This is a genomic window from Vibrio sp. Vb0349, assembly GCF_033338975.1.
Genome location: NZ_JAWOTS010000003.1, coordinates 74,607 through 92,075, shown reverse-complemented (window position 1 = coordinate 92,075; position 17,469 = coordinate 74,607). Strand labels below are relative to the sequence as shown.

Sequence of the window (17,469 nt, the reverse complement as noted above, 5' to 3'; positions counted from 1 at the left end):
ATAATAAACTTAACGTAAAAATACGTTGTAGAAAAAAGTGAGTACTAAACAAAGACATTCAGTACTCACTTCGCTCACTAGTATTATCTTCTACTTCTTACTATCTGGTAACGTCTTGAAACATATTCAAATGGAACGCTCCAAATATGAACCAATCTACAGAATGGAAAAATAAGAAATATCGTCATTCCTAATATCATATGAATGCGAAATATAAAACTCACGCCATCTAAGTTGCTTGCTGCACCAGATTGAAATGTCACGACATCTTGCGCCCAACCAACTAACTTCATCATTTCACTGCCATCCAAGTGTTGTGCAGAAAACGGAATCGTCAAGACACCTAGGCATGCTTGAATGACAAGCAGTGTAAGAATGAGGATGTCGGCAAAAGATGATGTTGCACGCACTCGAACATTAGTCAGACGTCGTCTCAGTAACATTGCTCCTCCTGCGATAGTCATAATGCCAAAAATACCACCAGCGATCATCGCAATTAATTGTTTGGCGGCTAATGACAGAAATGATTCATAGACCCAGTGAGGCGTTAACATGCCAAAGAAATGTCCGAGAAATATGCCTATGATACCAACATGAAATAACCCCGATGCTAATCTCATATTGGTATTGTCTAGAATTTGGCTAGACCCTGCACGCCAGGTGTATTGGCCATAGTCATACCTTACCCAACTACCGATCAAGAATACGGAACCAGCGATGTAGGGATAGATATTAAAAAAGAAACCATTTAAAAAACTCATTGCTGTACTCCATTAATATCACTAATGTTTAAATACTGCGGCGAAACATTATTTACAAATCGTCTTTGATGTTGATGTTGCAACGCGGAATTACATCCTTCTTCACCTAAAAATCGGATTTGCTCTTCTTCCCAAACGGCATCTAAGGCTTCTGGTGTATAGTCCTCATCTTCATTAGATACTTGTTGATGCAAAGCTTCAGCGTCTACATTCTCTTCCGATAATTCCAACAATATTTTAAACAGGTCAAAATAGTAACTGTCTCTTTGTTTTAACCGTTCAGTAATAAGTGCTAAAATCGGAGCTATATTTTTTAGCCCTTCCTTGGCATGTTTTGCATTCAATTGAGACACATATTCTAGATATCTAGGCAAATAATCAGGAAGTTCACCACCGCTAAGATGCAACCCAACTTCTTCATATTGGCTCATCAAGTCAATCATTGCCTGGCCTCTATCTCTAGATTCTCCATGCACATGTTCAAATAAAAGAAGAGATAGTGAGCGTCCTCGATCAAACAAATCGACATAATTAGATTGTGCATCCATCAGGTCCAAAGCTAAAATTTTGTTAATAAATTTAACCAGTGTTTTCTTTTGATCGAGACTTAATTCTTCGCAATGTTTTACTATACGAATTAATTCATGTGGATAATCCCAAATATCACAGTTCGGATAATCCAATAATGCCGAAATTAATCTGAGAGATTTCAGTTCCATTACTTGTCTCCTACCGTCTTAGCTGTGATATCTATAGAGTTGATGCGCTGACTATTAAATAGATTGATTCGACTATCATCACCGCCATGACATCCGTTACCAAAACTGAATCCACAGCCTTTAGCTTCAGGAAAGGCTTCACGCGCCAGTTCTCGATGACTTGATGGAATAACGAATCGATCTTCATAATTTGCGATTGCCAGGTAGCGATACATTTCTTCAGCTTGTTGTGCCGTCAACCCAACTTGCTCTAATGCACTAAGGTCTGTTTGACCATCAACTGTTTCAGCACGTTTGAAATGCCGCATTGCCAACATTCTTTTTAATGCCCTTAGCACGGGAACGGTATCTCCCGCAGTCAGAAGATTTGCAAGGTATTGCACAGGAATTCTTAAACTCTCTATGTCTGGAAGCACACCATTATTACCCACATATCCAGCATCTGCCGCAGACTGAATTGGTGACAAAGGTGGCACATACCAAACCATTGGCAAAGTGCGATACTCAGGATGCAAAGGTAGCGCAAGTTTCCAGTCAATCGCCATTTTATACACGGGTGACTTCTGCGCGGCCTCTAGTACATTTTCCGTAATACCTTGTTTAAGTGCTTCTTCAATAACTTCAGGATCATTCGGGTCTAAAAATATATCTAGCTGGTTTTGGTAAAGATCCGTCGTATCTTTCGCGGACGCCGCCTGATCAATCTTATCTGCATCATATAGAATCACACCTAAATAGCGAATGCGCCCTACACAGGTTTCTGAACACACCGTAGGCTGACCAGACTCAATTCTTGGGTAACAGAAGATACATTTTTCCGATTTGCCGCTCTTCCAGTTGAAGTAAATCTTTTTGTATGGACATCCTGTCAAACACATCCGCCATCCACGACATTTGTCTTGGTCAATCAATACGATACCGTCTTCTTCCCGCTTATATATTGCACCACTTGGGCAAGTAGCCACACAAGCTGGATTTAAACAGTGCTCGCATAAACGAGGTAAATACATCATGAACGTATTTTCAAACTGACCATACATCTCCTTTTGCATGTCATTGAAATTCTGATCAGCAGAACGTTTAGAGAATTCTCCACCCAGAATTTCTTCCCAGTTTGGCCCTTTTTCCACTTTGTCCATCCGCTGGCCAGTGATCAGAGAACGAGGACGAGCAATCGGTTGATGCTTACTTTGTGGTGCATTTTGAAGATGCTCGTAATCAAAAGTGAACGGTTCATAGTAATCATCTATGGTCGGCATATCTGGGTTATTGAACAGCTTTGCCATAACGCCAATTTTATTGCCCATTTTTGGCTCGAGCTTTCCTTTAATATTTCGAATCCATCCTCCTTTCCACTTATCTTGGTTCTCCCAATCACTTGGATACCCTGTACCAGGTTTACTCTCGACATTATTAAACCACGCGTATTCCATACCTTCGCGACTAGTCCAAACGTTTTTACAGGTGACTGAACAGGTATGACATCCGATGCATTTATCAAGGTTCAATACCATGCCTACTTGTGAACGAATTTTCATACTTATTTATCTCCCGCTAAACCACTGTACATATTCGGTGCTTGTGTATAATCGTTGTTTTCGCCATCTAGCCATTTGACTTCCTTCATTCGACGAACAACAACAAATTCATCTCTGTTAGAACCGACTGTTCCATAGTAGTTAAAGCCATAAGCCTGATGCACATAGCCGCCAATCATATGAGTAGGTTTTGGACATACCCGAGTGACTGAGTTATGGATCCCACCTCGTTGCCCAGTAATCTCACCACCTGGCAAGTTAACAAGACGCTCTTGTGCGTGGTACATCATGACCATTCCTTCAGGCACACGTTGACTGACCACAGCCCTTGCCGTTAATGAGCCATTAGAGTTAAATGCTTCGATCCAATCGTTATCTTCAATACCAAGGTCTTTTGCGTCTATTTCACTCATCCACACAATTGGGCCACCACGTGATAGTGTCAGCATCAGTAAGTTTTCACTGTACGTAGAGTGAATCCCCCATTTTTGGTGTGGCGTAATCCAGTTCAAGGCTTTCTCTTTGTTGCCATTTCCCTTCTTACCTATAATGTCGTGAACAGTACGAGTGTTAATAGGTGGACGATAAGCGATTAAACTCTCGCCAAAATCTCTCATCCATTGGTGATCTTGATATAACTGTTGACGCCCTGTTACTGTTCGCCATGGAATCAACTCATGTACATTGGTATAACCAGCGTTATAGGATACATGTTCATCTTCTAAACCAGACCATGTTGGACTCGATATGATTTTTCTCGGCTGCGCTTGAATGTCTCGAAAGCGAATTTTTTCTTCTTCTTTATTGATGGCCAGGTGGCGGTGTTCTCGTCCTGTAAATTCACTTAATGCATCCCAAGCTTTTACTGCTACCTGCCCGTTCGTTTCTGGCGCTAGCGTTAAAATCACTTCTGCTGCATCAATAGCTGTTTCAATTTTGGCGAGTCCTTTTGCAGCTCCTTCATGATGGACATAATTGAGTTTTTTGAGCAATTCAACTTCACTATCGGTATTCCAGTTGATGCCTTTACCACCGTTACCTTGACTATTTAATAGTGGTCCTAGAGAGGTGAATCGTGCATAAGTATTAGGATAGTCACGTTCCACGGCCATAATATGTGGTGCAGTTTTACCAGGTATCAACTCACATTCACCACGTTTCCAATCTTTAACGTCAAATGCCTGAGCTATTTCCGCTGGAGAATCATGCTGTATAGGTAACGTAACGATATCGGTTTCTTTACCCAAATGGCCTTCACAAAGACTCGAAAATGCTTTGGTAATGCCTTTGTAGATTTCCCAGTCAGACTTTGCTTCCCATGCTGGATCAACCGCTGCCGATAGAGGATGAATAAATGGATGCATATCCGACGTATTCATATCATCTTTTTCATACCACGTTGCAGTTGGAAGAACGATATCCGAGAATAAACACGTGCTCGACATACGAAAATCTAGCGTCACAACGAGATCAAGCTTGCCTTGTATTGGTTGATCACTCCATTCCACTTCACTCGGTTTTGTTGCACTAAACTCGCCCAGATCTTTACCTTGAATACCATGCTCGGTTCCGAGTAAGTATTTGAGCATGTATTCGTGACCTTTGCCCGACGAGCCAAGTAAGTTTGAACGCCATATAAACATATTTCGTGGATAGTGTTTTTCAGGTTGCTCTGATGCGAAACGAATCTCACCTTCTTTCAACGCACTCACAACGTAATCAGTTGCTGACTGTCCTGTACTTTGTGCCTGTTTGGCAATATTCAACGGGTTTACGTTAAGTTGTGGTGACGAAGGTAACCAACCCATTCGCTCTGCTTTAACGTTCATATCGATCAAGTGTTCGCTGTAGCGCGTTTTATCCGCTACTGGAGACAATAATTCATCGACTTTTAACTTCTCATATCGCCATTGACTCGAATGGTTGTAGAAGAAAGATGTACCATTCATATGACGAGGAGGCTTCTGCCAATCTAATCCAAACGCTAGAGGTTGCCATCCTGTCTGAGGACGAAGTTTTTCTTGTCCGACATAATGCGCCCAACCACCGCCACTTTGTCCAACACAGCCACAGAAGATCAACATGTTGATCAAACCGCGATAGTTCATATCCATGTGGTACCAGTGATTCAAGCCTGCACCGACAATAATCATCGAACGCCCGCGAGTTTTCTCTGCATTATCCGCAAACTCTGTTGCAATTCGAATGATCTCTTCGGCTGAGACTCCTGTGATTTTTTCAGCCCATGCAGGAGAATAAGCTTTGAGTTCGGAATACTCTGCTGCACAACTCGAATCACTTAATCCACGTTCTACACCATAATTCGCAAGTGTCAGGTCATATACGGTTGTGACAAATGTTTCGGTTCCGTCATCCAAAGTAATACGTTTGGCTGGCAGCTTACGATTAATGAGGTCTGAGAGTGGCACATGGGTAAAATGTTCGTGCTCTAAACCACCAAAATAAGGGAAGGCAACATCAACCGTGTCAACTGCATCTTGTATCCCTAGTTGCAACTTCACATTATTCTGGCCATCTCCCGCTAGCTGCTCAAGATTCCACTTACCTTTTTCTCCCCAACGAAAACCAGCAGAGCCATTAGGGGCAACTAATTCCCCATCGACTTCGTTAATAGCGATGGTTTTCCATTCAGGATTGTTGGACTCTCCGAGGTTATTCACTAGCTCTGATGCGCGTAAAAACTGACCTGCACTGTAGCTACCGTCAGCTCTAGGCTCCAACTTCACCAACATCGGCATATCTGAGTATTGTCGCAAATAGTTTTGGAAATATTCAGACTGACGTTTAACATGAAATTCTTTAAGAATTACATGACCCATTGCGAGTGCTACTGCACTGTCCGTACCTTGTTTTGGGTTAAGCCAATGATCGCAGAGTTTTGCAACTTCAGCGTAATCAGGTGTAATTGCGACCGTTTTCGTCCCTTTATAACGAACCTCGGTAAAGAAGTGCGCATCAGGAGTACGGGTTTGAGGGATGTTAGAACCCCAAGCAATAATGTATGAAGAATTGTACCAATCTGCTGATTCAGGAACGTCTGTTTGCTCCCCCCACGTCATCGGAGATGCTGGTGGTAAATCACAATACCAATCATAAAAACTCAAACAGGAACCACCAATAAGAGACAAGTATCTCGCACCAGCGGCGTAAGACACCATCGACATAGCTGGAATTGGGGAGAAACCCACCACGCGATCTGGTCCATGTTCTTTTATGGTGTATATATTAGAAGCAGCAATAATTTCATTAACTTCAGCCCAAGAACTACGTACAAATCCGCCTCGTCCTCGCGCTGTTTTATAAGCAGTCGTCGATTCAGAGTTAGTGACGATAGATTCCCATGCATCGATAGGATCTGCAAAGCGGCGTTTTGCTTCACGCCAAAGTTTTAATAGCGGCTTACGTACCATTGGGTACTTGAGACGATTCGCACTATATAAGTACCAAGAGTAACTCGCCCCTCGCGGGCATCCTCTCGGCTCATGATTAGGAAGGTCTGGACGTGTTCTAGGATAATCTGTTTGTTGAGTTTCCCATGTCACCAACCCATTTTTAACATAAATTTTCCAACTACAAGATCCAGTGCAGTTTACGCCGTGGGTAGAGCGCACAATTTTATCATGCTGCCAACGCGTCCTGTATCCATCTTCCCAATCACGATTTGTATTAAGTGTTTGTCCGTGATCACCAGAAAACGAATCTCCGACTTGTTTAAAGTATCGAAATCGATCCAAAAACTTGCTCATTCAGTGTTTCTCCTATATTTAGGAACTAATTATTATTTATATTTAATTGATAACTTAAGTTAATATCTACGATAAAAAATTCGAATTAAATATGTGACTTATTTTTTTGTTGCGTAACCATTCTCTATATTTCGTCCATAAACGAACCACGTAATGATTGAGCAAACGACATAGAAAAATAGGAATAGTATTAAAGCACTTGAGGCTGAGCCTGTAAGAGAGAGCGATAAACCAAATGCCTGCGGAATAAAGAAACCACCAAACGCGCCAATGGCAGATATAAATCCTAATGCTGCTGCTGTATCCGTTCCTGACTTACGCGTGATAGTCTCCTCATCCAATCCTGCCATTCTCGCTTGTTGCGAAACAATACGGCGGAATAAAACTGCTATCATTTGAAATGTTGATCCACTACCAATACCCGAGCAGGCAAATAATCCCATAAAAATGATAAGGAAGAGAACAAAACTACCTGATGTACTTTCCGATGGAATAGTAAAGAAGATAAGAACGGTTAATAACGCCATAAGTACGAAGTTTAAAAACGTTACTTTTATACCACCAAATTTATCTGACCATGCTCCACCAACAGGTCGCATAAGAGCACCAATGAGTGGACCTATAAACGCAAATTTCAAAACGTCAACTTCTGGAAATTGCGTTTGAGACAACATTGCAAAACCAGCAGAGAAACCGATAAAAGAACCAAACGCGGAAAGATATAATAAACTCATTAACCATAAGTGTCCTTGTTTAAGTACTTTGACCTGCTCTTTGAACGAGGCTTTTGCATTTTCTATATCGTTCATTCCAAACCAGGAAATAAGGCTAAAGAGTAAAATTAACGGCACCCAAATCCATGCGGCGTTTTGTAGATGTGGCCCTTCAGATTGCGAAGTAAACCATTGAACGGAAATAGCAATAGGAACCACCAACTGCATTATGCTGACACCGAGATTGCCAAGTCCACCATTTAAGCCAAGCGCACTCCCCTGCATTTCCTTTGGATAAAAGAAACTGATATTTGCCATACTTGAGGCAAAATTTGCACCACCTAGTCCACATAGCAGCGCAATCATGACGAATGTGGAGTATGGAGTGTGAGGATTACTGATGGCGATTCCTAGCCAAACCATTGGTACAACAAGCATCAATGTACTGAATGCAGTCCAACGTCTACCGCCAAATATTGAAATTGTGAACGAATAAGGAATACGACCAATCGCACCTGATACTGAGGGCAATGCGGTTAACAAAAAAAGTTGCTCGGTACTAAATGAAAAGCCGACTTTAGGCAAATTTACTGCAACTGCACTAAAGATCATCCAAACACAAAAAGACAATAGTAGGCAGGGAATCGAAATCCATAAGTTTCGCTTTGCAATGTATTGCCCTTGAGATAACCAAAACTGTCTATCCTCAGGAAACCATTGTTTAATCGAATGCGCACTTACTCGACCAGACGACTCCATGTCCTTTGTATCTATATTTATTGACATGATTCACACCATTGTTATTGGAAAAACCAGTACATTTAGTGATAATCACGTAGTAAATTTGTTGATTTAGATCAAAGACATATTCCTAACAAAACCTTCCCGTTAAGTGATACTGCTCATTATAGTTACAGCCTAATTTTATAAGCGATTGATATAATTAAAAAAAATAAAAATTCCATAAACAGGTGGTTTAGGAAACTATTAGGTAGTAACCCAATGGTAGTATGTCTTGTATCATAAAAAAGCGGTATGTTATTGGATACGGAAAACTAGCTCATTAGATGAGATAATGAATTTTTTCAATATATCCATAACAAAAAAAATTTCATTCTTTATATTAATACTTTGTAGCATATCTTTATCTGGTATGTTTATTTCACTCATAACGGTAGACAATATTCAAGGTCGAACGCACATTGTTAATCAAATTGGCTCGATAAGAATGCTCATCTATAAATCTATTTTGTCTACAGATAAAAGTATTACGTCAGAAAATATAATTAGAATCAATAAAAAGCTGAATAATCCAAACATAATAGAGTACATGATCAAAAGTGGTTTAAGCGATCAGCATGGAAATTTAGTAGCTTTCTTTCAGGAAAATATAGAAAATCAAAACTATGAATCAATAAGATCAAACTCTGACGAGTTTGTGAAAATAATAGATAATCTGATCTATAAAGTAGAACGTAATACCGAGAACAATATTAAATCTCTAGAAAACATCCAAAAAGCATTTTCTATTATGATAATAATATTTGGAATATATTCTATTGGAAACTTATACTCAAGGCTATTTAAGCCATGGATGTCAATACTTGATATATCAAGATCGATTAAATCTGGAGACTTTAGTAAGAAGTTTATCGTACAGAAACATAAAGATGAAATGAATGAATTGGGCGATTCTATTAATTTAATGTCAGAAAGTATAAAAGAAACATATATAAATTTAGAGAATGTTGTATATCATAAGACAGAGGATTTGAATAGAAAAAATAAATACTTAGACTTTCTATATCGAGCATGTAAAAAGTTTAATAATGAACAGTATAGTTGCGATATGTTGGCACCATTAACTCAAGAGTTAATTGAATTAACTGGTATACATAAAGTTAAAATATTAATTAATGATTATCAAGAAAGTGATAATACTCAAATATTTGATTTTGGTTCAATAAGCAGACCTGATTTTTGCAAAAACCTCAGCTGCAACCTCTGCTTTGATAATGAAAAGACTTTCATAGAAAACCTATCAGAGATCACTATAAAACTAAAGGACTCTAATCATGACTATGGAAAAATCGTCATATCAAACAATATAAAATCCTGTATAAATGTAGAAAATGAGCAATTAATAATTGCATTTTCAGAACTATTAACACAATCTCTTTCCGTTTTCTATAAGGTTCAGCAGGATCAGCAGTTATTAATATTAAAAGAAAGAAATACAATTGCACGAGAACTGCATGATTCAATCGCTCAGTCCCTGTCTTGTCTCAAGATTAAATTGAGTATTTTACAAATGGATTTATCTAACTTAGACGAAGAACAGATATCTATTATTGGTGAAATGCGAGAAGAAGTAAATGTTGCTTATTGTCAACTTAGAGAGCTTTTGACAACCTTTCGCTTGAGGTTAGATGGGCTAGGTTTTTTACCTGCGCTGGAAAACACGGTTAAGGAATATAACAAAAAAATTGGCACCAAAATAAATTTTAGTTATGAAATTCCAGCTAATAAAATATCCATTCATCATTCAATACATTTAATACAAATAATTCGTGAGCTATTAAATAATATTTATAAGCATGCACAAGCTTCCGATGTAACGCTAGATTTATCAATGAAAGATAATGATATCTCCTTAGTTATTCTCGACGATGGTTGTGGATTCTCTACTTCACAAGAAAACTCTCGTTATGGTCTAAAAATTATTGGTGACAGAGCACAGTCTCTATCAGGAAAATGGGATATCATCTCCTCTCCTGGCAAAGGGACTGAATTCTACCTAACTTTTCCTATATATTCACGAGTATAATATGATTAAAGAACATACATTTACCAATGCTGAAGCATCCACAATACTTTTAATCGACGATCACCCAATGTTGAGAAATGGTATTAAGCAATTACTCAATACCAGAAAACATCTAACCGTCGTTGCAGAAGCAAGTAATGGGCTTCAAGGGGTGGATTATGCTATTGACTACGAACCAGACTTAATCCTATTAGATATCAATATGCCAGAGTTAGATGGATTGAAAACGTTAAAATTACTACGAGATAAACACATCTCAAGCAAAATTATTATTTTTACCGTTTCAAATTACGATGAAGACGTGTCTAAGGCGATTAAATTAGGTGCAGACGGATATCTTTTAAAAGATATGGAACCAGAAGAATTACTAGCCTCTATTGAAAATGCATGTTTAGGAAAAACAGTCATTAGCCCCGAATTAACATCAATTTTAGTAGGAAATCTAAGAGAAAAGAAACAGGAAAAACTAACCAATGTATCCATAGATGTTCTTAGCACTCGGGAACAGGAGATTCTGAAAAACATTGCTATTGGTTTATCAAACAAAATGATTGCTAATAAACTTTTCATCTCCGAAAGCACAGTAAAAGTTCATGTAAAAAGCATCTTGAAAAAACTACAATTACGCTCTCGAGTTGAAGCAGCAGTTTGGGTACATCAAGAAAAAATTAGGTTCGAATAATTAGATATTTCTGCCTAAACACATCGATTAAGCAGAAATTCATTCTTCACTGTACATTAATTTTTAAATAAAATATTGTTCTCTAAAGCAATGTGCGTGAGGATGTCACTTTCAAATTGCTCTAATAATAAATATAATTTTTTCCATGACTGACATGCATCTTCATGAACTTCCAAGTAGTTCACCAAGGTCATTAATTCACTCAATGCCTGGATATGGTCATCATGGTCTTTCTCCATGACGAAAATAGGCCCATCAGGATAGATCCCTTGACTGATCATTGGAAACAAGATTTGTTCTTCTTTCTCCATATGACTGCATAGATCGTTCTCAATCCCTTCTAAGCATTCACTCAAACCAAGAGGGCATTTAGGGTGGTCATAGTGTACAGTTTCAACACGTTTCGCTAACTCTATCGCCCGATTCAATTGATCTCTGTGTTTTATGTGAAAGTTAGCAATGATATATTTTATCAACTCTTGATGAGGTATATCACAAAATTTCAGCAACTCTTTGTTATCCCGACTCAGTTCGTTTAATTCATCAATCATATTAGAATATTTGAAAATATCATCGATAACTAAAACTTCATTTAATGTTTTCCTTAGGTTTATATATACATTAATGTTGTACGATTTTAATACATTTATTGAACCTGGAACGTTTTTTATAATGTCACATAGGGAAATATTATTTATGTTCATATCAATTATCCTCTTTCATAACACTTTTATTCTACTCTAGAACTATCTAACCTATTAGTCTTAATATATTATTCAATTAAATTTACCCCTAAATGATTACAACAATAATGAAAAATAACATTTCATATTTATACGCGACATACGATAATGGTATTTATAAATCAAGCCTATTTATATAAAGATTAGACAAATCATGTTCGTTTTAATTATATCCATAAAAATTTAAACGCTTTATCAACATTTAATGATCGCATAAAATTCCGTTTTTCACTTTTACTTTGATTCCTATGTCTCATTTTGACCGCTTATTCAATCTTTCATTCATTGCAATACCTGTATTCCTTACATCAGCTATCATTGCGGTACTTGCAAACTACGGGCATACCACTTCCGCAACCCCTTTGTTGATTGCATCAATAGGGGCTTCCGTCACGATCATTTTTGTGATCCCTAGCAGTCCAATGGGAAAAACATGGCCCTTGCTCGGTGGACATGTTACGGCGGCGTTGGTAGGTATTGGTTTATCGACGGCATTCGATGATGTCATAGTCTTGATAACACTAACGATAACCAGCACTATAATCATTATGATTGTACTAAAATGTGTTCATCCACCAGGCGTAGCAACTGCGCTTGTCCCTGTGTTGAGTAATACATCTCAACCAGATGCCTATTTCTTACTCGATCCCGTTTTATTGAACGTACTTCCCCTAGCCTTATCTGGTATTGTGTATCGTAGATGGATCACTATGAGATCTTCGAACACGACTGAAAAACCATCAATGAACTCAAAATCTGCACATGAAAAGTCATCACTTTACTTTGATGAATTACATGAAGTTTTGGAAACAAGAAATGAATGGTTAGACATTGATGAAAAAACGCTCGACGAAATTTTTAAACAAACCCACCTGCTCGCTTTAGAGCACAAAAGTCAAAAACTGACCTGCAAACATGTAATGACAGAAAACATTCTAGCACTCACAGAAAATGATTCAGTCTACGAAGGTCTAAACACACTTCAAAAAAATAAATTTAGTGCAATTCCTATTATAAACTCCGATAAAGAAATTGTAGGTATTTTTTCATTAGTCGATTTTTTACTTTATGTCGAAAAAAGAAAAATAAATTCATTCGTAGGTTTATACCTCTTGGCAAAGAAAAAGACGTCGAACACTATTGGCCAATATATGAAAAGAAATCCGATTTCTATGCATGAAGATCAACATGTCGCTCGTCTTATTCCATATTTGACCTCGGGGTTTCACCATATACCGATTACAAATGACCATAACCAATTAATCGGAATGGTCACACAGTCAGATCTAATCGAATTCTTGTACAACTTAAAACAATAAACTAAACGGTTGATAGATTTATTCCCTTTGAAATGGTTGGTTGGTTTTAATAATTTACAACCAACCAATTTCATTCAAGCAGTTTTGAACATACTCAGTTTTTCAACAACATTTTCTGTTACCTTTGTTAAATTAATACCCTGTTTTATAAGGGCCTCACAGTCAATAGCGTTCGAACTAGACAATTGCTTCAACTCATCAACTTTGGAATTTGCTTCACAAACTAGTTGACTGATCGTATGAATGTTAACTTCATGTTCGCTTTCATTATGTTCAATAAATGACAGTACAGACCCTATGCTTTCATTAGCGTTGCGAATTTCAGTTTGGCTTTTAATCGTATTTTCAGATAGAAGAGTTATCGTCGATGTTTGCGACGACATTTGCGCCCCAGCCATTTTTACAGTCGTTGATATCTCAGAAACTATCGAGTTAATTTCATGCAAGCTCTCTTGCGTGGATTGCGCCAATCTTCTGACTTCATCTGCTACAACCGCAAAACCTCGACCTTGATTTCCAGCGCGGGCCGCTTCAATTGCGGCATTCAATGCTAGTAAATTAGTTTGGTCCGCTAATTTTGCAACAACTGAAACGACATTTTCTATCGATAGTGTTTGCGCGGAAAGCTTATTGAAACTCTTCTGTAACTGGTGGTTACTTTCTAAGTATTGATCGAGACCTTGGACAAGGTTGTCCATCATCCCAACAGAATTCTCAAGCTTCGCGTGTGTACTCTTTACTTGAATCTGAGTTTCTTCGGCCTTCACTTTAAGAGCGATTGAAGTGTTATCAAGCTCTTCAAGCTGTTCATTTAGTGAACTAACACTAGCATCCTGCCTTAAAATTCGCTCCGAGATATTTGTCGATTTATATTTCAATTGCGTAGAAATCTCATCTGATGCAATCGCTTGTTGCTGAATTTCTTCAAGCGCCACCTTAACATTGAATCTGAATGTGTTGATTACATTCAACACATTGGTAATTTCACTGTTGTATTGGCTGTTAATGTTGCAAGGTGTTGATAAATCTTTCCTTTCAAAGTTTCTCATATACATGGTGACATTTTTTAGAGAATCAACACCCCAAATTTTTTCATCTATATCGTGTATAATTAAAAAAATAACAACGATGCCTTGAAGTATCTGAGAAATCATATTTTCGGTAAAAAATAATGCATTCATCACAAGAATAACAACACCTAACCAATGCACAAATCGCATACGAATAAATAGTGAATACATCAATTTTCCTTATTTTCAAGACTAATCATAGATATTTAATTAGCATTGAGGCAACTAATTTTGCCCCAAGATACATAGATAAAACTATTTAGATTGAGACTGATACATTGGCTGATTGGTTTTAGTTGAATTGGACCAAAAATTAATATTGAATTGGGCATCATCACTCAACTCAATACGATGCCAATATTGCGGTGGACTTGTCGCAAATTGACCTGCATTAATAACAACAACCATCTCAGGTTCCGTGGCATTCGCATCGGCAAAGCCATAGTAAGTCACTTGCCCCTCCATAACACACAATTGACCGAAAACATCTTCCGCCGTGTTATGGTGAGAAAGTAAAGCACTCGGCACGTTGTCTTATGTGAAGAAAGGTGTTGAGCGTTGAATCGTCCACTCTTTTGGTATACGCAAATGTGACATAATGTCCTCTTTTGTTTAAATTCGATGTTACGATTGTCTAGATATCTGTGATAGCTCACGAAGCAGTGGGAATGCCTGCTCTATTTGTTCGTTTGTAACGACAAAACCGACGAGATGGTCGTTGTCATCTTTCGCTTTCGCCACAACACCAGAAACAGAAATATTTACTTCCCAATGATCAACCTCATTTACTGTTCCTGCTAGTTGGATTGGGTAACTAGGCGTTTTGACCTTGACCATCATGGGAGGTAACACTAACTGGGCGTCTTGCCCCAATAGTTGTTTGGCTAGTACGTTGGCGCCTAACACAATAGGTTGTAGGTATGGCATCATTCGATCTTGGATTTCTGCGCAATCTCCCAACGCAAAAACATTACGAGTTGAAGTCTGCAAACGACTATCGACGACAATTCCTTTGTTAACTCTAATAGCCGCTTCTTTAGCCAACTGTGTATTGGCACATAAGCCAGCCGCTGAAATCACGATATCGGTTTCAACTGTGCGCCCACAGCGTAATGTTGCCGTTAATCCACTTTCTGAACGGTCTATTGCGACTACGCTAGTTTCTAATCCCAGTTGGATACCTTGCTGCTTAAGCTGTCTTTCAATTGGCAAAGCAATGAACTCAGGGATTAAGTTTGCCAATAAGCGAATATTTGGCTCAATAACGGTTACGTTTTTACCACAGGTTGCAAGATCCATTGCAATTTCAACACCAATTAGCCCGCCACCGATGATCAAAACCCGCTTTGCTCGGCTAATTTGTGTTTCAGCCGCCTGATATTCTTGTAGCGAGTTCAACGTCAATACGCCTCCTACTCCATCACCATTCATTGGTGGAACAAATGCTTTTGCTCCTGTAGCAAACACCAGTTTTCCATAGGGGTAAACTTGCCCATTTGCTGTCACCTGCTGCGTGTAAATATCTACCTTTTCAACCTTGGTGTTTGCAAACAAGTCGATGTTATGTTCTTTTGCAAACATGTCGCCAGATTTGACAACTAAATCCGAGGCTGTTTGTTTTCGACTAAAAACATGACTCAAATCTGGCTTGTTGTACTCGGCACCATCTTCAGCAGTAAAAACCTGAATTGGAATATGTGCGTCCATACGACGCACTGTTTTAATTAACTGGTAAGCAGCAAAGCCACTACCAATGATCACTATAGGTGTCTGCATACTGCCTCCTTACGCTTTATGTTCTACAAAGACATCTTTGCCTAAGTGACATTCTGGGCATAAGAAGTAATCGGGTATGTCAGACCATACTGTTCCAGGTTCAATGCCTTGGTTTGGCTCACCCTGTGAAGGATCATATACCCAGTTACATACAGTACATATCATGCACTGACAACCTTCAGGGTGTGGCTGTTCCTGTTGGACACCAAGCTGAACTTCTTCGACGTTTCGCGGATTCACTTGAGGAGCCTGAGATGCTGGTTCGAGAGCTGTCGAATGTACTTTTGTAGATCTTGATAGCGAGTTGTTAGCCCATAATTTAGCAATCGCCTGACCATGTTCACGACATTCGCGCATTGCTTTTCCATCTGGTCGCCATTTGGTTTTCAAACTTATGGCCGTTTCGAATCCTGCATCGGTTAATCGCGCATGAATACGATCAACCGCGCCACCATTCCAACCATAACTACCGAAGGCAGCTGCTTTTTTCGCTTTAAAACGAAGCCCCGTGATTTCCTCTAGCATACCTGCCACTTTTGGCATCATGACGTTGTTCATGGTTGAAGATCCAACCAAAATACCTTTAGAGCGGAATACGTTCGCGAGAATTTCATTCTTATCATGCTTAGAGACGTTAAAGACCTTAACGGCAACGCCAGGATCAACATCATGAATACCCTGCGCGATCGCATCCGCCATCATTCGCGTATTATTCGACATCGAATCGTAGAAAATCGTTATGCGATCTTCTTGATAGTCATCCGCCCATTCCAAATACTGCTCAATAATTTGAGCAGGGTTATCTCTCCACACAATACCATGTGATGTAGCAATCATATCGACAGGCAGATTAAAACTGAGCACCTCTTTAATCTTTGCCGTTACTAGACTGCTAAACGGCGTCAAGATATTGGAGTAATAACGTAAGCACTGATCCATCAACTCATTTTGATCAACTTCATCATTGAATAATCGTTCATCACAATAATGTTGGCCAAATGCATCATTACTAAATAATACCGCGTCACCCGTTAGATAAGTCATCATACTGTCTGGCCAGTGAAGCATTGGCGCTTCAACAAAGACAAGCTGTTTTCCGTTACCAATATCAATGCTGTCACCCGTTTTTACCGTTTTGAAATTCCACTCAGGATGATGGTGATGTCCAACAATTGAATCTATCGCGGCTTCGGTACAATAAATGGGGGTGTTAGGAATTTTCTCCATTAATGCAGATAAGGCACCTGAGTGATCTTCTTCCGCATGGTTTACAACGATAAAATCAATGGACTTAAGATCAATTTCCATCTCAAGATTTTGAAGAAACTGATGGCTGAATCGATGATCAACAGTATCAATCAATACCGTTTTTTCTTCTCGAATGAGGTAACTGTTGTAGCTTGTACCTTTAGTCATTTTGTATTCTGTACCATGAAAATCTTGCACTTCCCAATCGCGTTGACCTACCCAGTGAATATTGTTTTTAACATGAATTGTCATTGTCTTACCTTAACGTGGATTTAAGTTAATTTATCTCTGATACACTCGTTAAAG

Annotated in this window: 12 protein-coding genes and 1 pseudogene; 3 read left to right on the top strand and 10 right to left on the bottom strand. The window is 38.8% G+C overall.

Going from position 1 to position 17,469, the window contains the following annotated elements:
* Window positions 1-83: 83 nt before the first annotated feature.
* From narI to R7Q47_RS05410, 5 genes are all read right to left on the bottom strand, one after another.
* Entirely contained in the window at window positions 84-761 is a 678-nt protein-coding gene (gene narI, locus R7Q47_RS05430; protein WP_014234456.1) for a respiratory nitrate reductase subunit gamma, read from the bottom strand.
* Window positions 758-1,480, bottom strand: a complete 723-nt coding sequence (narJ, locus tag R7Q47_RS05425; protein WP_031809831.1) for a nitrate reductase molybdenum cofactor assembly chaperone — start codon at window positions 1,478-1,480, stop codon at window positions 758-760. The genes narI and narJ overlap by 4 nt, the downstream gene beginning before the upstream one ends.
* Entirely contained in the window at window positions 1,480-3,018 is a 1,539-nt protein-coding gene (narH, locus tag R7Q47_RS05420; protein WP_065779152.1) for a nitrate reductase subunit beta, read from the bottom strand. The genes narJ and narH overlap by 1 nt, the downstream gene beginning before the upstream one ends.
* A 2-nt stretch (window positions 3,019-3,020) precedes the next feature.
* Complete coding sequence (locus tag R7Q47_RS05415; protein WP_268208464.1) at window positions 3,021-6,785, bottom strand: nitrate reductase subunit alpha; 3,765 nt, start codon at window positions 6,783-6,785, stop codon at window positions 3,021-3,023.
* A gap of 98 nt (window positions 6,786-6,883) precedes the next feature.
* Window positions 6,884-8,284 (bottom strand): NarK family nitrate/nitrite MFS transporter, encoded by a 1,401-nt coding sequence (locus R7Q47_RS05410; RefSeq protein ID WP_025796300.1) that lies wholly within the window; start codon window positions 8,282-8,284, stop codon window positions 6,884-6,886.
* 544 nt (window positions 8,285-8,828) lie between these two features.
* On the opposite strand from R7Q47_RS05410, the gene R7Q47_RS05405 reads away from it, so the two are divergent.
* On the top strand, window positions 8,829-10,325 hold the full coding sequence (locus R7Q47_RS05405) for a histidine kinase (RefSeq protein WP_318088675.1): 1,497 nt from the start codon (window positions 8,829-8,831) through the stop codon (window positions 10,323-10,325).
* Window position 10,326: 1 nt separating this feature from the next.
* Entirely contained in the window at window positions 10,327-11,007 is a 681-nt protein-coding gene (gene narL, locus R7Q47_RS05400; RefSeq protein ID WP_006071645.1) for a two-component system response regulator NarL, read from the top strand.
* A gap of 56 nt (window positions 11,008-11,063) precedes the next feature.
* Here narL and R7Q47_RS05395 read toward each other — a convergent pair whose 3' ends face one another.
* Complete coding sequence (locus R7Q47_RS05395) at window positions 11,064-11,711, bottom strand: hemerythrin domain-containing protein (protein WP_025612680.1); 648 nt, start codon at window positions 11,709-11,711, stop codon at window positions 11,064-11,066.
* Window positions 11,712-11,998: 287 nt separating this feature from the next.
* Here R7Q47_RS05395 and R7Q47_RS05390 point away from each other — a divergent pair, with 287 nt between their 5' ends.
* Complete coding sequence (locus R7Q47_RS05390; RefSeq protein WP_025612679.1) at window positions 11,999-13,069, top strand: HPP family protein; 1,071 nt, start codon at window positions 11,999-12,001, stop codon at window positions 13,067-13,069.
* A gap of 74 nt (window positions 13,070-13,143) precedes the next feature.
* On the opposite strand, the gene R7Q47_RS05385 is transcribed toward R7Q47_RS05390, so the two are convergent.
* From R7Q47_RS05385 to norV, 4 genes and pseudogenes are all read right to left on the bottom strand, one after another.
* On the bottom strand, window positions 13,144-14,310 hold the full coding sequence (locus tag R7Q47_RS05385; RefSeq protein ID WP_025612678.1) for a methyl-accepting chemotaxis protein: 1,167 nt from the start codon (window positions 14,308-14,310) through the stop codon (window positions 13,144-13,146).
* A gap of 84 nt (window positions 14,311-14,394) precedes the next feature.
* Window positions 14,395-14,736: pseudogene (locus R7Q47_RS05380) on the bottom strand (DUF1971 domain-containing protein).
* Between the two features lie 27 nt (window positions 14,737-14,763).
* A complete protein-coding gene (gene norW / locus R7Q47_RS05375; protein WP_029830532.1) occupies window positions 14,764-15,915 on the bottom strand; it encodes an NADH:flavorubredoxin reductase NorW in 1,152 nt (383 codons plus the stop codon).
* A gap of 9 nt (window positions 15,916-15,924) precedes the next feature.
* Complete coding sequence (gene norV, locus R7Q47_RS05370; protein ID WP_006071637.1) at window positions 15,925-17,415, bottom strand: anaerobic nitric oxide reductase flavorubredoxin; 1,491 nt, start codon at window positions 17,413-17,415, stop codon at window positions 15,925-15,927.
* Between the last annotated feature and the right edge of the window lie 54 nt (window positions 17,416-17,469).

What these genes read in the sequence shown, in the direction of transcription:
- narI (WP_014234456.1), bottom strand. Translation starts at nt 761, where the DNA reads ATGAGTTTTTTAAATGGTTTCTTTTTTAATATCTATCCCTACATCGCT.
- narJ (WP_031809831.1), bottom strand. Translation starts at nt 1,480, where the DNA reads ATGGAACTGAAATCTCTCAGATTAATTTCGGCATTATTGGATTATCCG.
- narH (WP_065779152.1), bottom strand. Translation starts at nt 3,018, where the DNA reads ATGAAAATTCGTTCACAAGTAGGCATGGTATTGAACCTTGATAAATGC.
- R7Q47_RS05415 (WP_268208464.1), bottom strand. Translation starts at nt 6,785, where the DNA reads ATGAGCAAGTTTTTGGATCGATTTCGATACTTTAAACAAGTCGGAGAT.
- R7Q47_RS05410 (WP_025796300.1), bottom strand. Translation starts at nt 8,284, where the DNA reads ATGTCAATAAATATAGATACAAAGGACATGGAGTCGTCTGGTCGAGTA.
- R7Q47_RS05405 (WP_318088675.1), top strand. Translation starts at nt 8,829, where the DNA reads ATGATCAAAAGTGGTTTAAGCGATCAGCATGGAAATTTAGTAGCTTTC.
- narL (WP_006071645.1), top strand. Translation starts at nt 10,327, where the DNA reads ATGATTAAAGAACATACATTTACCAATGCTGAAGCATCCACAATACTT.
- R7Q47_RS05395 (WP_025612680.1), bottom strand. Translation starts at nt 11,711, where the DNA reads ATGAACATAAATAATATTTCCCTATGTGACATTATAAAAAACGTTCCA.
- R7Q47_RS05390 (WP_025612679.1), top strand. Translation starts at nt 11,999, where the DNA reads ATGTCTCATTTTGACCGCTTATTCAATCTTTCATTCATTGCAATACCT.
- R7Q47_RS05385 (WP_025612678.1), bottom strand. Translation starts at nt 14,310, where the DNA reads ATGTATTCACTATTTATTCGTATGCGATTTGTGCATTGGTTAGGTGTT.
- norW (WP_029830532.1), bottom strand. Translation starts at nt 15,915, where the DNA reads ATGCAGACACCTATAGTGATCATTGGTAGTGGCTTTGCTGCTTACCAG.
- norV (WP_006071637.1), bottom strand. Translation starts at nt 17,415, where the DNA reads ATGACAATTCATGTTAAAAACAATATTCACTGGGTAGGTCAACGCGAT.